Annotated in this window: 16 protein-coding genes; 8 read left to right on the forward strand and 8 right to left on the reverse strand. The window is 38.1% G+C overall.

The features are described from left to right. Nucleotides 1-33 precede the first annotated feature (33 nt). Together ligA and ftn are read left to right on the forward strand one after the other, a co-directional pair. A complete protein-coding gene (ligA, locus tag I2F31_RS00900; RefSeq protein ID WP_195773297.1) occupies nt 34-2079 on the forward strand; it encodes an NAD-dependent DNA ligase LigA in 2046 nt (681 codons plus the stop codon). Nucleotides 2080-2327: 248 nt separating this feature from the next. Then, nucleotides 2328-2792 (forward strand): heteropolymeric bacterioferritin subunit Ftn, encoded by a 465-nt coding sequence (ftn, locus tag I2F31_RS00905; RefSeq protein ID WP_195769073.1) that lies wholly within the window; start codon nt 2328-2330, stop codon nt 2790-2792. A 355-nt stretch (nt 2793-3147) separates the two neighbouring features. Here ftn and I2F31_RS00910 read toward each other — a convergent pair whose 3' ends face one another. The 3 genes from I2F31_RS00910 to I2F31_RS00920 all read right to left on the reverse strand — a co-directional run bounded on the left by I2F31_RS00910 (nt 3148) and on the right by I2F31_RS00920 (nt 6690). After that, the gene (locus I2F31_RS00910) at nt 3148-4467 is read right to left on the reverse strand and encodes a flavin monoamine oxidase family protein (protein WP_195769072.1); all 1320 of its coding nucleotides are present in this window, start codon (nt 4465-4467) and stop codon (nt 3148-3150) included. Nucleotides 4468-4501: 34 nt separating this feature from the next. Next, complete coding sequence (locus tag I2F31_RS00915) at nt 4502-5851, reverse strand: WS/DGAT/MGAT family O-acyltransferase (RefSeq protein ID WP_195773298.1); 1350 nt, start codon at nt 5849-5851, stop codon at nt 4502-4504. 101 nt (nt 5852-5952) lie between these two features. Next, the gene (locus tag I2F31_RS00920) at nt 5953-6690 is read right to left on the reverse strand and encodes a phosphoadenylyl-sulfate reductase (protein WP_195769070.1); all 738 of its coding nucleotides are present in this window, start codon (nt 6688-6690) and stop codon (nt 5953-5955) included. A gap of 377 nt (nt 6691-7067) precedes the next feature. Here I2F31_RS00920 and I2F31_RS00925 point away from each other — a divergent pair, with 377 nt between their 5' ends. Continuing rightward, on the forward strand, nt 7068-8270 hold the full coding sequence (locus tag I2F31_RS00925; RefSeq protein WP_195773299.1) for a sugar transporter: 1203 nt from the start codon (nt 7068-7070) through the stop codon (nt 8268-8270). 43 nt (nt 8271-8313) lie between these two features. Here I2F31_RS00925 and I2F31_RS00930 read toward each other — a convergent pair whose 3' ends face one another. After that, a complete protein-coding gene (locus I2F31_RS00930; protein WP_195769068.1) occupies nt 8314-9723 on the reverse strand; it encodes an amino acid permease in 1410 nt (469 codons plus the stop codon). 168 nt (nt 9724-9891) lie between these two features. On the opposite strand from I2F31_RS00930, the gene I2F31_RS00935 reads away from it, so the two are divergent. After that, nucleotides 9892-10239, forward strand: a complete 348-nt coding sequence (locus I2F31_RS00935; protein WP_195769067.1) for a zinc ribbon domain-containing protein YjdM — start codon at nt 9892-9894, stop codon at nt 10237-10239. A 33-nt stretch (nt 10240-10272) separates the two neighbouring features. Continuing rightward, nucleotides 10273-11175, forward strand: a complete 903-nt coding sequence (locus tag I2F31_RS00940) for a polyprenyl synthetase family protein (protein WP_195769066.1) — start codon at nt 10273-10275, stop codon at nt 11173-11175. A gap of 1 nt (nt 11176) precedes the next feature. Here I2F31_RS00940 and I2F31_RS00945 read toward each other — a convergent pair whose 3' ends face one another. The 3 genes from I2F31_RS00945 to I2F31_RS00955 all read right to left on the reverse strand — a co-directional run bounded on the left by I2F31_RS00945 (nt 11177) and on the right by I2F31_RS00955 (nt 13524). After that, the gene (locus I2F31_RS00945) at nt 11177-12031 is read right to left on the reverse strand and encodes an SPFH domain-containing protein (protein ID WP_195769065.1); all 855 of its coding nucleotides are present in this window, start codon (nt 12029-12031) and stop codon (nt 11177-11179) included. A 17-nt stretch (nt 12032-12048) separates the two neighbouring features. Then, on the reverse strand, nt 12049-12513 hold the full coding sequence (locus I2F31_RS00950) for an NfeD family protein (RefSeq protein ID WP_195769064.1): 465 nt from the start codon (nt 12511-12513) through the stop codon (nt 12049-12051). An 81-nt stretch (nt 12514-12594) separates the two neighbouring features. Then, nucleotides 12595-13524 carry a patatin-like phospholipase family protein gene (locus I2F31_RS00955; RefSeq protein WP_195769063.1) on the reverse strand — a complete coding sequence of 310 codons (930 nt, stop codon included), beginning with the start codon at nt 13522-13524 and terminating at the stop codon, nt 12595-12597. A gap of 830 nt (nt 13525-14354) precedes the next feature. On the opposite strand from I2F31_RS00955, the gene I2F31_RS00960 reads away from it, so the two are divergent. The 3 genes from I2F31_RS00960 (at nt 14355) to I2F31_RS00970 (ending at nt 18211) form a co-directional block, all read left to right on the forward strand. Further along, complete coding sequence (locus I2F31_RS00960; RefSeq protein WP_407647852.1) at nt 14355-15761, forward strand: DcaP family trimeric outer membrane transporter; 1407 nt, start codon at nt 14355-14357, stop codon at nt 15759-15761. A 401-nt stretch (nt 15762-16162) separates the two neighbouring features. Further along, nucleotides 16163-16846, forward strand: a complete 684-nt coding sequence (locus I2F31_RS00965) for a response regulator transcription factor (protein ID WP_195769061.1) — start codon at nt 16163-16165, stop codon at nt 16844-16846. A 12-nt stretch (nt 16847-16858) separates the two neighbouring features. Further along, complete coding sequence (locus tag I2F31_RS00970) at nt 16859-18211, forward strand: ATP-binding protein (RefSeq protein ID WP_195773300.1); 1353 nt, start codon at nt 16859-16861, stop codon at nt 18209-18211. A 53-nt stretch (nt 18212-18264) separates the two neighbouring features. Here I2F31_RS00970 and I2F31_RS00975 read toward each other — a convergent pair whose 3' ends face one another. Next, entirely contained in the window at nt 18265-21168 is a 2904-nt protein-coding gene (locus tag I2F31_RS00975; protein WP_195773301.1) for a valine--tRNA ligase, read from the reverse strand. Nucleotides 21169-21198 lie beyond the last annotated feature (30 nt).

Consider the following 21198-nt stretch of genomic DNA (forward strand, 5'->3'; position numbering starts at 1 on the left):
AGATATTCCACCTTTTTACATGGTGAGTAATTTATGTTGGATCATGAAAAAAATAAGTTAATTGCACGTATGCGTCAACTCATACAGCTACTTGCACAGCATAATCATGCTTACTATGTGATGGATCAACCCAGCATTTCTGACCATGAATACGACCAGCTTTTTCATCAACTTAAAGATTTAGAACAGCAATACCCTGCGTATGTGCAAGCAGATACACCGACACAAAAAGTGGGTGGTAAGGCACTGAGTAAATTTGTTACAGTGCAACATGCTGTGCCCATGCTTTCTTTGGGTAATGTCTTTAAACAAGAAGATTTATTTGCTTTTGCTCGCCGTGTAGAGGAACGCTTACCACAGCAAAAAATTCAATACGATGTAGAGCTTAAACTTGATGGTTTAGCCATTTCTTTATGGTATGAGCACGGTGTATTGGTGAAAGGTGTAGCGCGTGGTGATGGTGAAACAGGCGAAGATATTACCCAAAATGTGAAGACGATTCGTAATTTACCTAAAATTCTCTCTGCAAAAACAGCTGTACCTGAGCTGTTAGAAGTGCGTGGCGAAGTACTCATGCCAAAATCAGGTTTTGAAAAGTTAAATGCTTACAACGAAAGTATGGGCGAAAAAACCTTTGCTAATCCTCGAAATGCGGCGGCTGGTAGTTTAAGGCAGTTAGACCCGAATATTGCAGCCTCTAGACCATTGGCATTTTATGCGTATGGCATTGCACAATGTGAACCTATGCATGAGCTAGATAGTATGCATGAGAGTTTACATTGGCTGACTACATTTGGTTTTGAAATTGCAGAACGACAATTCTTGTGTGACTCTATTGCTGAAGTACAAGAAAAATATGAACAAATTCAGCAAGAACGTGACCAGCTTTCTGTTGAAATTGATGGTATGGTCATTAAAGTAGATAGCCTAAAACAACAAAAGCAACTGGGCTTTTTAAGTCGAGAGCCACGTTGGGCAACCGCATATAAGTTTCCTGCGGTTGCTGCACTCACGAAAGTAGAGCAAATTGATTGGCAAGTGGGGCGTACAGGAGCACTTACACCAGTTGCCCGTTTGCAACCTGTGAACGTGGGTGGTGTAGATGTATCTAATGTGACCTTACACAATATTGGTGAAATTCAAAAACTAGATGTTCGTGTAGGCGATACGGTGAGTGTATACCGTGCAGGTGATGTGATTCCTAAAGTAGAGCGTGTATGGCATGACCTACGTGTTGACAGTTTAGAGATTGTGCATTTACCAGAGCAATGCCCCGTGTGTGATTCACCTGTGGTGATGCCTGAGGGTGAAGCCTTGGCACGTTGTTCAGGTGGTCTATTTTGTGCTGCTCAGCGTATTGAAGCCATACGGCATTTTGTTTCTCGCAAAGCCATGGATATTGAAGGTCTAGGCGATCGTTGGGTTGAATCTTTACTGCATTTAGAGCTACTTAAAGATGTTTCCGATATTTATCAGTTGCATTTACACCGTGAACAGCTACTCAGTATTGAAAAAATGGGCGAAAAATCAGTGCAAAACCTGATTGATGCGATTGATAAAAGTAAAAAAACCACACTTGCACGGTTTATTTATGCACTAGGTATTCGTGGTGTGGGTGAAACGACTGCACGTATGTTAGCAAGCCACTTTCAAAGTTTAGAAGCAATACGTAATGCCACCTTAGATGAACTACAAAAAGTGCCTGATGTTGGTGAAATTACTGCACAGTGGGTCATCGACTTTTTTCAAGCACAACATAATATTGAAGTGATTGAGCGACTGATGGCTGTGGGCTTAGTTTGGGATGTACCTACAGCATCGACTACACAGCCACTCAATGGTCAAAGTTGGGTACTTACAGGTACATTGTCAGAATTAACTCGTGAGCAAGCAACACAGATGCTACAGGCACTTGGTGCACGTGTGAGTGGCAGTGTATCGAGTAAAACCAAGTGTTTGGTTGCAGGTGAGAAAGCAGGTTCAAAACTCGAGAAAGCACAAAAGCTAGGTTTGGATGTTTTAACGGAGCAACAGTTCTTAGCGTTAATGCAAAGTTATGGCCAATCACCAAGTTTATAATGCGAAATAATAGCCATTCTTTTTAGTTACAAAAAAATATATCGCATATTTTTATACTTTCACTGCTTAAATAAGTGTTGTGTTTTGTTTAAGCAGTTATTTTTTAATACAAAATTATTTTTTATCTTTGTAAATGCGTATGCTTCTCATTTTAATTTTATATAAATCAGTGATTTAGTGGATTTTTGCTTTTGCAATCTAGTGTAAATGCCTCCATAATGCTCATTATTAAATGAGGAGAATTTAGCATGCGTGGTAACCCAGAAGTTATAGATTATCTGAATATGCTGATTGGCGGTGAGCTAGCGGCACGTGACCAGTATCTTATACATTCACGTATGTATGAAGATTGGGGTCTAAATACAATTTACGAGCGTATTAACCATGAAATGGAAGAAGAAGCGACCCATGCTGACGCTATTATTCGCCGTGTTTTATTTTTAGGTGGTACGCCAAATATGGCACGTGATGGTTTAGATATTGGCCATGATGTGGTGTCTTGTTTAAAAGCTGACTTGGCACTTGAGTACCATGTACGTGAAAAGCTTGCACAAGGCATTAAACTGTGTGAAGAAAAAGGTGACTATATTTCACGTGATATGCTTAGACAGCAACTTGCAGACACAGAAGAAGACCACACCTACTGGTTAGAAAAACAAATTCGCTTAATTGAATTGATTGGTCTGCAAAACTATATTCAGTCTTTGATGTAAGATGGCTTAAATGCTGTTGAGTGAAGTGATAGAAGAAAAGTCGCTCTGTAAATGTTCTTAAATGACCTACACTAATCTCTGAATTTAGTGTAGTTCGCTTAAGACAATAATAAAGCAAAGCTATTTTGAAATATTACTTATTCTTTATAACGACTCGTATTTCATATTCCAATGTAATGCATTTTCATACTAAAAAGTCTTTTTTATTTGATAAAAATAGGCTGTGTTCTTGAGTAAAAACTTGTATGAATCATTTTGCTTAGTTTCTAATAAATTTATTGTAAAAACTAGAAGAAAAATAAGTTGGTAATGTAAGTTGTTAAAAATAGTTCTAATATACTTTAATGATTTATATCTATTTTTTTATAGAGCTTAGACTTTGTAATACATTCTGTGCAGTTTTCTTGCCACTCAAATAACTCCCGTGTACTGTTCCTGCATAGTTCATACTGCAATGTTCCCCTGCAAAGAAGAGTCTATCTTGTATAGGGGTATTTAGTATCTTGATATATTTGGCCTTGTGATTGAATGTGGGGAAACTAAAAGAACCATAGCTAAAAGGATCTATGCCCCAGCGTGTGATTAATTTTTTGTGTGGTTGTAGATCTTCACCATGAGGTAAGCTTTTTGAAATAAATGTCCACACATCATCATCTGTTGCATTGTCTATAAACTCGGCACACTTACCACCGAATAACATAAGATAAATAGGTTTATTATATACAGATGACAAGTCTAGAATATTAAATAACTTTTTTTCAAACCAATAAAAAGTACTAATGGATTTGGTGGAGCTATGTGAAAGAAAAGGAAGAGGGTATTCTAGTTCAAAAAACACCTTATTAAATGATCCAAAACCAATCTGTGTAATCGCATTTAAATAGCTTTTAGGTAACGGTGGCTGAAATAAATAAGGTCTTTTCTTTAATACACCTAAAGGAACAGTCACTATGACCTGCGAGCCAGTATAGGTTATATTTTGTGTGTCGGTAACTTCAACACAGTCGGTGTTTAGTGTGATTTTTTTAATGTGACATGCAGTTTTAATATTTAATGACTGAGACAGAATATCAATAATTTGATGATATCCTTCTGGAAAAATAACTTCATCTCCCTCGAAATAGCCTTCATGTGAACTGTAGTTAGAAGCCAATGACTCAAGTTCAGTAGCAAAGGGATCATTAGCTGTGTATTCAAATAATGAAAGTAATAAAGCTTTTAGCTTACTTTGTGTAAATAGATTACCTTTATAATCAAGTTTAGCAAGACAAGTCTGTACAGCATCAAGCGCTGAACCCTGTGGCATTTGAGTAATACAATTTTGGACTTTTTGCACATAATATAGAAACTCTTTTTGTTCTATATCTGAAAAAGGTCGCCTATTGTCATGAATATAGTTGGATAGATCATAGTTTAAAACATGTGTATTTATACTGTGTTTCTCTACAATCTCCCAAATAGGATTATGGTGAATACCATGTATCCATGATGCACCTAAGTCAAAACAATCATCTTTATTAATGTATTTTGAAAAAATACGTCCACCTAAACGGCTTTGTGCCTCAAGTACAATTACTGTTTTTCCAGCTTCTTGAAGTGTTTTTGCACATGAAAGCCCTGCTATACCTGCACCAATCACTAAAATAGGTAAGTGGGTTCTATTTTTAGAATACATAGCAAAAGTACCGTTTATGCTTTAATTATCACCTTTAAGATAACATTAGTTGCTCATACTGTTGAATTTCTTCTTCTAAGTATAGTAGTAGACTTTGCATTTTAGGCACAGTATTTCTACAGGCCACTAGGCCAACCTCAAGTTGGTCTAAATAACTGGTCAGTGTAATATTTAAAGCTTGGCCATCAAAAATAACAGATGCAGGGTATATTTCTTCAAGTTTTGCACCATTCCAATACAAAGCTTCTCTTGGCCCTGCTACATTAGAAATGACAATATTAAACGGTTGTTTCTTTGGTCTTAAACCTGAAATCACATTTAATCCCGCTGCTGCATATACAAAAGCACTGTAACCTAAAATTTGGTTTTGTGTCATCCGTTTAAAGCGAGTTTTGGCAGTATTTACACTATTAGAAATAATCCCTGTACGTTGTTTACGGTCGCTACAATCTGTTGCTAAATTGGCCAAGATCATGGTGATACGGTTGCTACTGTCGGTACTGTCGCCACGTACAGAAGCGGGTACCATCGCAATCAGTGGCTTTTTAGGTAATTGATTAAACTCAATTAAATAACGACGTAATGCCCCTGAGCAAATAGATAAAATCACATCGTTGACTGTGACTCCTAAGCCTTGAGAAATGCTTCGAATACGAGATAGTTCAAAAGATTGGGCCACAAAACGTCTAGAGGCTGATACTTTTTGATTGAAGAGCGATTTTGGGGCTTGAAAGCTTGTGACATAGTGTGGGTCTACTTTACGGTCATGTAAAGTTTGTTTGAGCTCTTGATAAATCACTTGTGGTGACGTTTCAACCTGCTGTTTTAGGTCTGTTACCGTATGCCATAGTTTTTTGATTTTAGATGTTTTTTCTTTTTCTTTTTTGTGTTCAAGACACCATGGTGGAATGATACTATGGGTATATTGATCTTTGGCAAAGGCCTTTTCCATCAGACGCATACCTGCTACACCATCAGCAATAGCGTGATGCATTTTAAAGTATAGAGCAAAGCGGTTGTCTTCAATGCCTTCAATGAGCGTGCATGTCCATAATGGTTTGGCTCGGTCAAGTAGTGCACTGTGTTCTTGTGATATATATACCAAGAGTTCTTTTATGCGTGCTGGGTGCGGTAGAGAAATATGTCTAAAATGATGGTCTAGGTCAAAATCTTCATCGCTACGCCATGACACACCACTGAGCACTTGATTAAATGGTGCAACAGGCTGACATTTAGACTGTTTAATGTCTTCAACCAAAGACTGTACAAAATCATTGGGTGCGTTATCTGGAATTTTAAATAGCAGTAATCCACCCACATGCATGGGCTGTTGTCTTTTTTCTAAAGATAGAAAAATCAGATCAATGGGGTGGAGTAAACGCATATGGTCAATCTCTATATCATTTCAGTGCTGATAGTAAAGCCAAATGACAAATTGTCCAAGTGTTCAACGTATGATAGATGTGTAAAGCATGATGAATTGCTTTATTTTTTTACATTGCCGATGTGCAAACCACATTCTTTTTGAGTCGCTTCTTCCCACCACCAACGTCCTTCTCGCTCATGTTGGTTTGGTAGCACGGCACGGGTACAGGGTTCACAGCCAATGGAAATAAAGCCTTTTTCATGTAATGGGTTATATGGAATCTCCATCATACGAATATAACTCCACACCTCTTGGCTACTCCAATTGGCAAGAGGATTATATTTGATCAGCGATTTATTGGGCCCTGAGAATCCTTCATCTACTTGTATCACTGGAATTTCGGTACGTGTACCTGGGCTTTGATCTTTTCGTTGTCCTGTAATCCAACCATCTAATGTTGCCAACTTTTTTCGAAGCGGTGATACTTTACGTATGCCACAGCATTCTTTGTGCCCGTCTTCAAAAAAACTAAAGAAGCCTTTTTTTGTGACTAACTCATGTACATCGCTTGCTTCGGGGAAGCAGACTTCAATATCTATGTTATAAAATTTGCGTACGGTATCTAAAAATTGATAGGTTTCAGGGTGTAAGCGTCCTGTATCTAAACTAAATACACGAAATGGCTTACGTAAGCGATATGCCATGTCAATGAGTACAACATCTTCAGCACCTGAAAATGAAATTGCAATTTCACCTGCTTGGTTTAAAGCAAGTTCAATAATTTCACTTGGGTATTTGTCTGTATATTCTTGTGAAAGTGCATCAATTAAGTCAATTGAGGGAATCGTGGTGGTCATGCGTTGTTCCTGGCTGTCGGCTTGGAGCGATGTAAAAGACAGTAATTACAAGCATTGCTATATTAAAGTAATTTCTTGATGCAAATTAGCATTTTAAAATAGATACTTATACTTAAACTTGATTTAGTGGCTTTTATGTTGTGATTATAGCGTGATCATGTTGCAAAATGTGTGAGTAAATCTTGCCAATATATATGATGTCTGTAAAATTATAGCTAATAAGTGAATTGAAAAATAACATAATGTGAAATGGGTCAGAGGCCTGTGTTATACGATTTGTTTTTCATGTTGTTTTGATTGCGACAGTATAAGCCGTAGAAAAATACGCTGTTTTACATTTATCCACTCTCTATACTTTAATCAATAAAGCCAAAATTATGAATATATCCCCTCAAACGATTGCACCTAGAACAGACTCTGACGGTAGTTGGGTGAGTGTAATTGCTTTAGCACTTGCAGCCTTTATTTTTAATACCACTGAGTTTGTACCGGTTGCATTGCTTACAGATATTGCAAAAACTTTTGATATGCAAGCCGCACATGTGGGTATTATGATTACCATTTATGCTTGGGTGGTGGCATTGGCTTCGCTACCTATGATGTTGGTAACACGGCATATGGAACGTAAACGCCTACTTTTGTCATTATTTGTGCTGTTTGTATTTAGCCATTTGGTGTCGAGTATTGCATCTAATTTTATTATTTTGCTGATTAGCCGTGTAGGTATTGCCTTTGCACATGCAATTTTTTGGTCCATTACGGCATCTCTTGCTATACGTGTTGCTCCAGTTGGGAAAGAAATTCAAGCACTGGGTATGTTGTCTACGGGTACGGTATTGGCCTTGGTACTGGGTATTCCTTTTGGCCGTATTGTCGGTGAGCTATTTGGTTGGCGTATTACTTTTGGTTTGGTCGGGGGAATTGCGGTTGCAACAGCGATTGTTTTATGGAAAACACTGCCTGAGTTACCAAGCCAAAATACAGGTTCTATAGAGAGCTTGCCTGTGTTATTTAAACGCCCTGCATTGGTATTACTATTTGTGACCACCATTGTGATTGTTGTTGCACAATTTACCGCATACAGTTATATCGAACCATTCACAACAGAGATTGCTCACTTTACTTCTGATCAAACCACAACATTATTGTTGGTGTATGGTGGCTCAGGGATTTTGGGTTCAATTTTATTTAGTCGCTTAAGCCGTAAATTGCCAAGAGCATTCCCAATTATTGCAATTTTGGGCATTACTGTAAGTATGTTCATACTCTTACCACTGGCTTTTAGTGTATGGGGAATTATGGCAATGTCTGTTTTTTGGGGCATTGCAATTATGATTTTTGGTTTAGTGATGCAATCTAAAGTGCTACAACTGGCATCTGATGCAACCGATGTGGCTATGTCTGTATATTCAGGTTTATATAACGTAGGCATTGGTGGAGGTGCATTGTTGGGGAGTATTGTTGGGCTAAATATGGGAATTGAGTACGTTGGTATAGTGGGTGGCGTATTGGGGGTTTTTGGTCTGATATTAGCAATATTGATGGTACGCCGTAGAGATTTTATGGTGACACTTCACTAACCTGTCATAAAAAAGCGACTCTAAAAGAGAGTCGCTTTTTTAATTATTTTTTTCGTGCCAACAGCTTATAAACAATAAACATCATAGCAATCCACATAGGTAAAATAAGTACAGATTCTTTAAAACCTTTTGACCACATAATAAATAGAATAATGGCAATAAATGCTAATACGATATAATTGCTCAGTGGGTAAAAGCAGGCAGGATAGCTGGTTTTAATGCCCTGCTTCTTCAAATGCTGTCTAAACTTTAAATGGGTTAAACTAATCATCGCCCAATTGAGTACCAATGCACCGACTACAATATAAATTAAATGACTTAGTGCACCTTCTGGCATAACGTAATTCAAAATTACACAACCAAAAATAAGTATGGCTGAAAATAATGTTGCAGCAATGGGTACACCTTGCGTATTTACTTTTGCAAATATTTTGGGTGCATTGCCTTGTTTTGCGAGGCTAAATAGCATACGGCTATTGGCATACATGCCACTGTTATACACAGACAGTGCAGCCGTTAAAATAATAAAGTTTAATAAGTGGGCAGCCCAACCAATACCTAACTGACTAAAAATCATGACAAAAGGACTTTGTTCTAAACTACCAAATTTCAACTGATTCCATGGCATTAACGACAGTAAAACTACCAATGCACCAACATAAAAAATGAGAATGCGAAGAACGACTTGGTTAATTGCTTTTGGAATGGTTTTTTCGGGGTGGTCTGTTTCAGCTGCAGCCATACCCACCAGTTCTATACCACCAAAAGCGAACATAATGATGGCAAGCATATAAAATAAGCCATCAAAACCATTTGGGAAAAATCCACCGTGAGTCCATAGATTGGAAAACTGAGAGATTGAGTTTGATGGTGCGGTAATGAGCAAATAGGTACCAAATCCAATCATAGAAATGACAGCGATCACTTTAATTAAAGACAGCCAAAACTCAGCTTCACCATAAAACTTCACATTAAATGTGTTGATGATGGTGACAATAATAAAGAAAAACAGTGCTGAGCCCCAGGCAGGTATGTGAGGCCACCAATAGTTCACATAGGTTGCAATCGCGGTGAGCTCACTCATGGCTACTAAGACATATAGAATCCAATAATTCCAACCGGTGAGAAAGCCTGCAAAACGTCCCCAATATTGGTATGCAAAGTGACTAAAAGAGCCAGCAACAGGCTCATGGGTAATCATTTCCCCTAAGTGGCGTAAAATTAAAAAGGCAATAAAACCACCAATAGCATAGCCTAAAATAATAGAAGGCCCTGCAGATTGAATGACTGACGCCGAGCCTAGAAAAAGCCCTGTACCAATTGCACCGCCCATTGCAATGAGCTGAATGTGCCTGTTTTTTAAACCACGTTGTAGTTTACTGTTACTATTATGACTCACGAGAATACAACTTACTTGCGATAAAGAAAGCCATTGTAAGCGATACAAAATCATAGACCAAATATAGTGCTATATTGTTTTAGCTATAAATGAATTGTTTTAAGTCTATAAAATATGCACCTTATAACAAATTTAGAGGGTTTTAGACACAATACGTCATATTTTTTTGAAAAAAATAACAATAAGCGTGATAATGCAATTTTATGATAGAGCTATCACACCATGACCTTACCTGCATGTATCCAATGTAAATCTGAATATACCTACAATGATGGCGATTTAATTGTATGCCCTGAGTGTGCGTTTGAGTGGAAAGAGGGCGAGCAAAAGGAAGCATCTGATGAACAAGCTGAAGTGATTGTTGATAGTAATGGGCAAGTATTAGAAGATGGTGACTTTGTAACAGTGATTAAAGACCTTAAAATTAAAGGGTCATCTTCTGTAGTCAAAGTCGGTACAAAAGTCAAAGTTCGCTTAGTACATGGTTCATCAGATGGACATAATATTGACTGTAAAATTCCAACGATTGGAGCAATGAAGCTCAAATCAGAGTTTGTTAAAAAAGCTTAATCTCAATTATTCGAGGCGATTGTGTCAATACCCATGCCAAGTGTTTTCGATGTCTTACATACGACACAAAAACAAATTCAAAATGACTTAGCCGAAGTACTGCAAATATTTGAGCTCCCTGAACCGCTACAACGTGCGGTACACCATAGTGTGATGCTCGGTGGTAAACGTATTCGTCCTGCCTTGTGTTATGCAGTTGCAAAAATAACCACGCCTAATATGCATTGGTCTGCGGTGCGACGTGCTGCAGTCGCTGTAGAGTTGATCCATTGCTACTCATTGGTACATGATGATTTACCTTGCATGGACAATGATGCGTTAAGACGTGGGCAACCCACATGCCACATTGCTTTTGGTGAAGATACTGCCTTACTTGCAGGTGATGTATTACAGTCTATGGCCTATGAGGTATTGACCAGTCAAATTTTTGATGAAGATGCAAGTGCTTTAAGTGAAACAATTGCTTTAAAACAAGTACGTCTATTGGCGCAGGCCAGTTCTGCAATGGTGTCAGGTCAGGTACTTGATTTACAAGCAGAGGGTATGTGTATAGATCAACAGATGTTAGAAAAAATACATAAAAATAAAACAGGGGCATTAATACAAGCTGCTGTAGAAATGAGTGCTGTGACTCAGCTTGAATCATCAAGTCAACAAATGCAGGCTTTAAAAACATTTGCTCAAGCGATTGGCCTAGCATTCCAAGTCCAAGATGATATTTTAGACATTACTGCAGAAACGGCGGTATTGGGTAAAACTGCAGGTAAAGATGTACAGGTTGATAAGTCGACTTATCCTGCATTGATGGGTTTAGAGCCAGCACAACAGTATGCAACCCAGTTACATGAGCAGGCGTTGAGTGCACTTGAAATTTTTGGTAACAGCGTACAAGACTTGCACGCTATTACCCAGTTTTTATGGCAACGCCAAAACTAATTTACAGTTTACGCCCCATAATGCCACGAATGGTGCTGAGTACATCGGCAGGTAAGACCACAGTTTTGGCATTATTTGATTTAGCCATGTCTTGCATGGCTTTTACATATTGCTCACCCAATAAGTAGGCAACAGGAATTTCTTTATCTCCCACGGCACTCGTTACCAAACTAATGGCTTTTTGAGAGGATTCAGCAAGTACAATTTGTGCTTCTGCATCTCGTCTAGATGCTTCTAAACGACCATCTGCTTCTAAAATAGCAGCTTGCTTTTCACCATCTGCTTTTGTCACGGTTGCACGTCTTTGGCGTTCAGCTGCCGCTTGGGCTTCCATGGCAGCTTGCATGGTTGGTGAGGGTTGAATATCTTGAATTTCTACAGTTTTTAGGGTAATACCCCAATCAGAAATATCATCTGCAACGGCTGCTTTAAGTTTAGCTTTAATGTGGTCTCTTGATGAAAGTGCATCATCTAAGTCCATTTCACCTACAATAGAGCGTAGCGTTGTTTGTACTAAGTTCTGAATGGCCCAGTTAAAGTTTTCAATACCGTACACTGCTTTTTCAGGTACAGATAAATTGATATAAGCCACTGCATTCATCAAAAGTACAGCATTGTCTTTGGTAATTACTTCTTGTGATGGAATATCAAGCACAATATCTTTGGTAGTGATTTTATATGCGACTTCATCAATATACGGAATAATAATGCTTAAACCTGGGTTTAATGTGGTGTGATATTTTCCGAGGCGTTGCACAATCCATTTATAGCCTTGCGGTACAATACGCACTCCTTTTAAAATGGTTACAGCAACAAAAACCAAAAATGCGATGCTAATAATTGTTGTAATAGACATAGTATGGTCCTATAAAATTAAGAATAACTGTGTGTAATGTGTTTTTTTACCACTAATATTTGGTCTGTAATCTCTACTACCTGAACTCTGTCACCAATTAAGACTTCATCGGTACAGACCGCAGGCCATTCATCTGAACCTAAAATAGGCATTGGAAAACGTATGTTGAGTTGGGTGTTAACTTGGTTTTGGGTCACCATACCAACTTGCCCAATCATAATTTGCTGTGCTTTAGTATGGACAAGCTGTTGTTTAGGTTTGGGTTTAATATATTTAAACCATAAGAACGTACACAGACTGGCTAAAATAGCCCACATAAATACTTGCGTTGCAGTACTTAAATTAGGTAATAACCAATAAAATAGGCTTACAGTTAATGCAGCGATACCAAACCAAAGGAGTGCAAAGGTTGTTATTACCAGTTCAAGCAAGATCAGAATAATACCAAAAACAAACCAGTGCCATGGTTCAATCATACTCATGCTAAATCGCCTTATTTTTAGTCATATATCATACATCATAACTGATCATATGGGCATGAGATATGACTAAATTATATATTATTAAAACTTTGCTTTAGGGGCTGGAGAAAATGTTGCAGGTGACTTTTTAAACTGTTGAATGGCTGTTTCTATCATTTCAATTTGTTGTTGTGTGGCTTTTTCACCTGCATTAATTGCAGTACGTGCAGAGCCCAAGTCCATTACACCTAACTCATTAACTTTAGGTGCAATGACAACATTAGCATACTTTAATTCTTCTTGAATGCTTTGCTGTCCCATAATATTAATGGTTTGGTCGAGGAGTCCCCACAAGCTACTGGTACTTTTACTATTGGTGTCTGGGCGTGCTGAAATATCAACAGCAATAACAATATCTGCCCCCATACTTTTTGCTGTTTTTACAGGAATAGGGCTGACTAACCCACCATCGACATACTGTACTTTATTAATCGTGGCAGGAATAAAAACATTTGGAATACTACATGATGCTCGCACAGCTTGTCCTGCATTACCACGAATAAACTCAGTTTTTTGTCCATTATTTAGCTGTGTGGCAACAGCAGCAAAACGTATTGGAAATTGCTCAATGGGCTTATTGCCAACATGACTGTTTACATAGTCCTGTAATTTTTGACCAACAAGAAAACCCTGTCGACTAATTGTTAAATCTCTAATGTCTGACTCTTTCAGTTGATAGGCTAAGGCTTGCATTTGTGCAGCTGTTTTGCCACTGGCATAAATACTACCCACAAAGCTACCAGCACTTGTTCCAGTGACAATCTGTGGCTTAATGCCATGAGCTTCAAGGACTTTAATCACTCCAATATGTGCAAAACCTTTCGCACCACCACCACCGAGTGCTAGAGCAATCACAGGTTCTCTTGGTTTAAGCGTTGATGTTGCAGTATTGGTATTATGCTGAGTAGTACTACAGCCAAATAAAAACAGACTTAATAAAAAAACGACAATAACGTGGCGGCGAATAGGCATGAGAGCAGATATGCGTGCTAGAAAAAGGTGACATATATGATCAGATTTAGCTTAAATTTACTATATTGCTTACAAAAAATTATTGACCATACTGTAAGTGAAAGAGTGGTTTTTCATCATGTTTTTGGATGTACAGTATCAATATAGATTAACTTATATTTAAAAACTATAAATATGAGTTGTAGTCCATAGTACTATTTTACATAGACTACAGGCATAGAAGGATTAACTTTTTGCACAAATTTGGTGTGCTTGAACCACTTTATTGGTAATGAACTTTTTTTTGCACTTTAATGGTGCTTATTTGTGCTGAGTTTCGTTGCTTATTTATAGTGATTTGTATTATTTGTTTGTTTTAATATGATTTTTTGTTTGTTGGTATAATTGTTGCTTTATGTAGTGTGGTGCTGTTACTGATAAACAAAGTTTTTAATTATATTCTTTGTGTAATCGAGTACTGTAGTAATATAGGCTTTACATTTTAAAGTTGTATTTCAACTAAAAATTTGATTATTTTCAAATATTTATCTTTATTTGGTTGCAATTTTGAAATAAATTTAAGTCACTTGATCATCTCTTTTTTCGACATTATTTTGATTTTAATTGTTTTTTTAAATTGTCTTGAGAGTTGATTTTAATAAATGTTTGATTTATATATTAAATGTATTATTGAATTGGGCGTTTAATTTGATAATACGTGAAATAAATAAGCATTTATAAAAACATGCATATCTACTGTCATAATTTTGTTACTTTTCTTTGTAATAGTATAAAAAGTTAAGACGGTAACTAACTTTTTTTGTTTAAGGGTGGAAAAATCTGTGGTTAAAGTGAATAAATTAGCACTTTCAATTGGTGCGGCTTTGGTAATGGGGGCTGTGGGTTCAACTCAAGCTGCAACGACGACAACACATACACAGAAAAAAGTGGTTGAATTAGAGTCACAAGTGGCTCAATTACAACAATTAGTACTACAACTTTCTGCTCAACAGCAGCAGCAAGTGGCTCAACAGCAACAAATTGCTCAACAGCAACAAGAGCAATCTGTACAGCTACAGCAAACTGCAATTCTTGCACTTGAAAAACCAAATCTTGCGCCAAAAGAATCTAGCAGCAAGCCAGGTTGGATGACGCTTGCAGATGGTCAAACACAGCTCAAAATTTCTGGTAATGTGCGTGTGGATGCAATGTATGACTTTGAAGGGTCTACAGCGTCTACTGCTGATGTATACAACCCAACGAACAAAGTACCTTTAAACTCAGCGAATGCAACTAAAAATGCATTAAATGTGAGTGCGGCAAACTCTCGTTTAGGTGTCGATTTATTACGTCCAACAAGCTACGGTGACTTAAAAGCGAAAATTGAAGCTGACTTCATGAGTAGCACCTATACCAATGGTAATGGTGGCTTCCGTGTACGTCATGCATTTGTTGAGCTAGGTAAGTGGACTGTTGGTCAAACAACTTCACCATTTGCAAACAACGACACAACGCCTGAAACTGTAGATGGTAATGGTCCAATTGGTCAAGGTTCTGCACGTGCAGTACAAGTACGTTACACACAGCCAATTAGCAAAACACAAAAAGTGTTAGTTGCTTTAGAAGGCGGTGACGTAGATGCATTCACTGGTACAGCACAAACACGTGGTGGTAGTCGTTTACCACAGTTAACTGCACGTTACGATATTGCAACTGCAGACAAGAAAGGTCTTGTGCAGGTACATGGTTTAGTACGTGAAAACCGTGTTTCAACTAACGATAGCAATGACAAAGAAAGCATTGGTTGGGGTGCAGGTGTTGGTGCAACATACCGCCTGACTTCAAATGACAGCATTTTTGCAAACTACACGCACGTAAAAGGTGCTGGTCAAGGCAACATGTTGTATACCAATGCTTCGTATACTGCTATAGCTAATGGCACGTCGTTTAACATTTTGCCATCTGAGTTAGATGCAGTAAACATTGGTTATGGCCGTAAATGGAATAACGAATGGCGTTCTAACCTTATCTTAGGTGGTATGTTGTATAACGATGATAATGCATATGCGAAAGCAGCTGTTGCGTCTAAATCTACTAGTTTAAACAAAAGCGTTTATAACGTGATTGTGAATGCAATTTATACACCTGTGAAAAGTGTAGATTTGGGTGTTGAATACACTTACGGTCAACGTGAAACATTCCTTTCACAAAAAGGTGATTACTCTCGTTTGAACTTAATGGCTAAATACAGCTTCTAATTTGTTGTAAAAACATTAAGTTAAACATAAAAATACCCTGTAATTTTTTACAGGGTATTTTTTATAAAAATAAAAATTTAAGCCCTGTTTAAGTTGTCAAAACTACATTGTATAAGCATTATCAGAAATCAATCATATATTCATTATATTGATAGATTATATTTGTTGTAAGACACATGAAATCATTTTCACAATAGATATGATGTGATTGAAGTGGTCTTTAAAATATACAGTAAGGTATAAATATAATCGACTTTGCAAGTAAGTAGATATTTTTTATCACAAAAACTATTGAATGCGAGATATGCCTTGTTCTATGATGGATTAATACCTTGAATTGAATGAATCATATTTAAAATATCGTATCTAAAGTTAAACATTTTCGTGAGCATATAGACCCCATGACAAAAATACTAATCATTGAAGACGACTTCATGATTGCTGAGTCGACAATTACACTATTAAAATACCACGGCTTTGATGTCGATTGGTTTAATAATGGTTTAGATGGTCTAGCTTCACTAAATAAAGAATCATTTGATATTATTTTATTAGATCTTGGTCTTCCGATGATGGACGGTATGCAAGTTCTAAAGCAAATTCGTCAAAAAACACAAACACCAGTACTTATTATTTCTGCACGAGATCAATTAGAGAACCGTGTAGATGGTTTAAATCAGGGTGCAGATGACTATTTAGTCAAACCGTATGAGTTTGAAGAGTTACTTGCACGTATACACGCATTATTACGTAGAGCAGGTTTAGAAGCACAGTCTGCAACTGAAAAAATCTTAAGTAATAATGAGCTGATTTTAGATGTAGAGCAACATATTGCCAAATATAAAGGGCAAACGATTGAGTTGTCTAATCGAGAGTGGGCAATCTTAACTCCTCTAATGACACATCCGAATAAAATATTTTCTAAATCTAACTTAGAAGATAAGCTATATGACTTTGATAGTGAAGTGTCGAGCAACACGATTGAAGTATATATACATCATCTCAGAACAAAGCTAGGGAAAGACTTTATTCGTACCATACGTGGTTTAGGCTATCGTTTAGGCCATAGTCAACAGCAACCATAATTTGAGTATGATATGAAAAAAGGCCGTAGCTCACTCAATACACGGCTGATTGTAATGACCTCGTTGTTAAGCGTGGTCATGGCATGTGTACTGATGTTTTCAACGTATCAAATTGCATTAAAAGAGCTTACGCATATTTTAGATGCACAAATGCAATTTCTTGCCAGTCGGGCAACAACGCTTAAGCTAAAAGATACTCATAGCCAGCTCAATTTAAGCCCAGATCAAGATCAAGAAGAGTTGTTTATTGATATTTGGGCATATGATGATACAGAGGCTTTAAATAAAAACCAGCTACTCGTCCCGAAAGTGAAAACTGCTGGTTTTTATCAGCATGATACCGATACAGGCACATGGTATACCTATGTTTTGCCTTCACAAGACCATCAAGTCCAAATTAGCCAACATCAAAGTGTACGAGAGGTACTGGCATTAGAGCTTGCAGGCAGTATGGTACTCCCATTTTTGCTGATTATGCCATTGGTCATGTTAGTGATAGTTTATATTATTAAGCGTAGTTTAAAGCCTTTTGATGTATTAAAAATTGAGCTTGCTCAACGAGATTCAAATGAACTTAGCCATGTGACGGATGAGCAGTATCCTGTAGAGTTGTTGCCTGCAATTCATGAAATCAATGACTTGTTTGATCGTATTTCTAAAACGCAACAGGAGCAAAAGCAATTTGTTGCCGATGCCGCCCATGAGTTACGAACCCCAATTACAGCATTGAATTTGCAGACTAAAATTTTGTTAAGAGATTTTCCAAACAATGTCGCTTTAATTAATTTAAGTAAAGGTTTGGCTCGTATTCAGCATTTGGTCAGCCAATTATTGTCTTTAGCGAAACAAGATACGTCTTTACACGCTTTAGAGCAGCCAAAACGCTTTATATTAAATGACGTTGCTTTGAGCTGTGTTGAGCAGTTAATGAATTTGGCTATGGAAAAAGACATTGACTTGGGTTTTGTTCGTAATGAAGAAGTCAGAATACAAAGCTTTGAGCCTACAGTACATTCGATTATTTATAATCTAATTGATAATGCGATTAAGTATACGCCAGCATCTGGGGTCATTAATATCTCGGTATATCCAATCTATAAAAACCGCTGTACGGTGTGTATTGAAGACAGTGGTCCAGGTATTCCAAAAGAGCAATATGAAGAAGTACTCAAGCGTTTTTATAGAGTGCACCATCATTTAGAAGTGGGTAGTGGTTTGGGGTTGTCTATTGTACAAAAAGCCATTCAGCGAGTGGGCGGTGAGTTTGAGTTCACACGCAGTGAAGAGCTAGGTGGATTAAAAGTACTTGTGACGATGCCATTGCTATTACATCATTCAGAAATTAAAAACATGACAGAGATCTAATCGAATGCGGTGAAAAAATGGGCTAAATGATTTAGCCCATTTTTTATGCCATGTTATAAATCAGCAATTTGTTGCATATTGTGTTTTACTTTCTCAATTTGCTCTACAAATTCAGCAAGCTTTGCTTTTTCACCTTCCACTACTGCAGGCGGTGCTTTTTTCACAAAGCCTTCATTCCCTAATTTGTTGGCAATTTGGTCATGCTGTTTTTGAATTTTATCCAAGTCTTTTTGCAAGCGAGCAAGTTCAGCTTTTGGATCAATTAAGCCTTTCATTGGTACAAATACAGACGCGTGACCAACAACACTTGAAGATGACAGTGGTGGCTCTTGGTCAGCAGTTAGGTATTCAATGCTTTCCACTTTGGCGAGTGCTTTAAACAGGGGTTCAATACGTTCGATGCGAGTACGCTCAATATCTGAGATATTTTTGAGTAGTACAGGCAGTAAGCGTGCATTACCTAAGCCCATTTCACCACGAATATTACGTACAGCACCAATTAAGCCTTGTAACCACTGCATGTCTGTTTCTGCCTGATCATTCATTTTACTTTGATCTGGCGTAGGATATGTCGCAGTCATGATGGTATCGCCTTGTTGACCAATCATTGGTGCAAGGGTTTGCCAAATTTCTTCGGTTAGATACGGCATGAGTGGGTGAGCAAGACGTAGTGCCACTTCCATAACACTTAACAGTACACGGCGTACTTCTGCTTTACGTGCAGTAGAGACATTTTCATCGTTTAAAACAGGCTTTGTTAGCTCTACATACCAGTCGCAATATTCATTCCAAATAAAGTCATAAATGGTTTGAGCAGCAATATCTAAACGGTATGAGCTGAATGCTTGGTGAACGTTGGCTTCAGCTTTTTGTAAACGGCTCACAATCCATTGTTCAGGAAGTTCCCAAAGCTCAGGTTGTGCATGTTGAGCAATCTCTTGCCCTTCAACATTCATGAGTACAAAGCGGGTCGCATTCCAAATTTTATTACAAAAATTACGGTAGCCTTCAACACGTTTTAAATCGAATTTAATGTCACGCCCTGTATTAGCAAGTGCACAGAACGTGAAGCGTACGGCATCTGTACCATAGGCATTGATGCCTTCTGGAAACTCTTTACGAGTTGCTTTTTCAATTTTCCCTGCTTGTTTCGGGTTCATGAGCCCTGAAGTACGTTTTTGTACGAGGGTTTCTAGGTCAATCCCATCAATGAGGTCAAGTGGGTCGAGCACATTGCCTTTAGACTTAGACATTTTTTGTCCTTCGCCATCACGTACAAGACCATGTACATAAACTGTTTTAAATGGTATTTGTGCAGAACCATCTTCATTTTTCATGAAATGCATTGTCATCATAATCATCCGAGCAACCCAGAAGAAAATAATGTCAAAGCCAGTCACCAATACATTGGTTGGGTGGAAGGTGTTTAAGAAGTCATTTTGAGCATCTTTGGCAGCATCGCCTGTCCAGCCGAGTGTAGAGAATGTCCATAGGGCAGATGAGAACCAAGTGTCTAAAACATCTTCATCTTGATTCAACTGTACGCTGTTATCTAGGTTATGTTTTTCACGTACTTCAGCTTCAGTACGACCTACGTAAATACCACCATTGGCATCGTACCATGCAGGAATGCGGTGTCCCCACCAAAGCTGACGTGAAATACACCAGTCTTGAATGTTATTCATCCATGCCATATACATATTAGTGTATTGCTCAGGCACAAATTTAATACGACCATCTTGGACTGCTTCAACTGCAGGCGCTGCAAGTGGTGCAATTTTTACATACCACTGGTCTGTGAGTAGTGGTTCAACAATTACGCCTGAACGGTCACCGCGAGGTGCTTTAAGGTCGTAAGGTTCAATTTTTTCAAGCCACTCTTCAGCTTCAGCTTGGGCAACTAATTTTTTACGTGCTTCAAAACGTTCTAAGCCAACATAATCGCTTGGTGCAGGAATTGTTTTTGAAATCGCTTCGCCTGCTTTGGCAATATACTCAAACTCAGCCAAAATTTCAGCATTTTTGTTTAAGATATTGATAATTGCAAGACCACAACGTTTACCCACGTCATAGTCATTAAAGTCATGTGCAGGCGTAATTTTCACACAGCCTGTACCAAAGTCTTTTTCAACATATTCATCTGCAACAATTGGTACTAAACGTCCTGTAATTGGCAGTACAATATGTTGGCCAACAAGGTGTTTGTAGCGTTCGTCTTCTGGGTGGACTGCAACGGCTGTATCACCAAACAGTGTTTCCGGACGCGTTGTCGCAACCACAAGGTGGTCTTTGCCTTCGGTTGTGTTTAAGTTTTTGTCTGCGAAGAAGTATTTAAAGTGCCATAAAGACCCTTTTTCTTCGTGGTTTTCTACTTCTAAGTCAGATAGGGCTGTTTGTAGTTTTGGATCCCAGTTAACCAAACGTTTACCACGGTAAATCAGCCCTTGTTCATGCAGTTGAACAAAGACTTCTTTGACTGCATTTGAAAGACCTTCGTCCATGGTGAAGCGTTCACGTGACCAGTCTACAGATGAACCCAAACGGCGAATTTGGCGGGTAATATTGCCACCAGATTGTTCTTTCCAATCCCAAATTTTTTCAATAAATTGCTCACGACCAAGGTCATGACGGCTAATGTTTTGTGCAGCCAATTGACGCTCAACCACCATTTGCGTGGCGATCCCTGCATGGTCTGTACCTGGTTGCCATAGGGTGTTTTTGCCCATCATACGGTTGTAGCGGGTGAGGGCATCCATAATGGCATTGTTGAAACCATGCCCCATGTGCAAGCTACCTGTAACATTGGGTGGCGGGATCATAATACAAAAAGAATCACCTTGACCCGATGGTTTAAAGTAGCCTCGTTCTTCCCACGTTTGGTACCATTTTTTTTCAATTTCGGTGGGGTCATAGGTTGTTGCAATATTTTGAGCTGAAGTAGCTTGTGTATCGGTCATAGGGTTAACAGATCAAAAGTAAATTTGTGT

The sequence above is a fragment of the Acinetobacter rathckeae genome, from assembly GCF_015627125.1.
In the GTDB taxonomy this organism is placed as follows: Bacteria; Pseudomonadota; Gammaproteobacteria; order Pseudomonadales; family Moraxellaceae; genus Acinetobacter; species Acinetobacter rathckeae.

What these genes read in the sequence shown, in the direction of transcription:
- ligA (WP_195773297.1), top strand. Translation starts at nt 34, where the DNA reads ATGTTGGATCATGAAAAAAATAAGTTAATTGCACGTATGCGTCAACTC.
- ftn (WP_195769073.1), top strand. Translation starts at nt 2,328, where the DNA reads ATGCGTGGTAACCCAGAAGTTATAGATTATCTGAATATGCTGATTGGC.
- I2F31_RS00910 (WP_195769072.1), bottom strand. Translation starts at nt 4,467, where the DNA reads ATGTATTCTAAAAATAGAACCCACTTACCTATTTTAGTGATTGGTGCA.
- I2F31_RS00915 (WP_195773298.1), bottom strand. Translation starts at nt 5,851, where the DNA reads ATGCGTTTACTCCACCCCATTGATCTGATTTTTCTATCTTTAGAAAAA.
- I2F31_RS00920 (WP_195769070.1), bottom strand. Translation starts at nt 6,690, where the DNA reads ATGACCACCACGATTCCCTCAATTGACTTAATTGATGCACTTTCACAA.
- I2F31_RS00925 (WP_195773299.1), top strand. Translation starts at nt 7,068, where the DNA reads ATGAATATATCCCCTCAAACGATTGCACCTAGAACAGACTCTGACGGT.
- I2F31_RS00930 (WP_195769068.1), bottom strand. Translation starts at nt 9,723, where the DNA reads ATGATTTTGTATCGCTTACAATGGCTTTCTTTATCGCAAGTAAGTTGT.
- I2F31_RS00935 (WP_195769067.1), top strand. Translation starts at nt 9,892, where the DNA reads ATGACCTTACCTGCATGTATCCAATGTAAATCTGAATATACCTACAAT.
- I2F31_RS00940 (WP_195769066.1), top strand. Translation starts at nt 10,273, where the DNA reads ATGCCAAGTGTTTTCGATGTCTTACATACGACACAAAAACAAATTCAA.
- I2F31_RS00945 (WP_195769065.1), bottom strand. Translation starts at nt 12,031, where the DNA reads ATGTCTATTACAACAATTATTAGCATCGCATTTTTGGTTTTTGTTGCT.
- I2F31_RS00950 (WP_195769064.1), bottom strand. Translation starts at nt 12,513, where the DNA reads ATGAGTATGATTGAACCATGGCACTGGTTTGTTTTTGGTATTATTCTG.
- I2F31_RS00955 (WP_195769063.1), bottom strand. Translation starts at nt 13,524, where the DNA reads ATGCCTATTCGCCGCCACGTTATTGTCGTTTTTTTATTAAGTCTGTTT.
- I2F31_RS00965 (WP_195769061.1), top strand. Translation starts at nt 16,163, where the DNA reads ATGACAAAAATACTAATCATTGAAGACGACTTCATGATTGCTGAGTCG.
- I2F31_RS00970 (WP_195773300.1), top strand. Translation starts at nt 16,859, where the DNA reads ATGAAAAAAGGCCGTAGCTCACTCAATACACGGCTGATTGTAATGACC.
- I2F31_RS00975 (WP_195773301.1), bottom strand. Translation starts at nt 21,168, where the DNA reads ATGACCGATACACAAGCTACTTCAGCTCAAAATATTGCAACAACCTAT.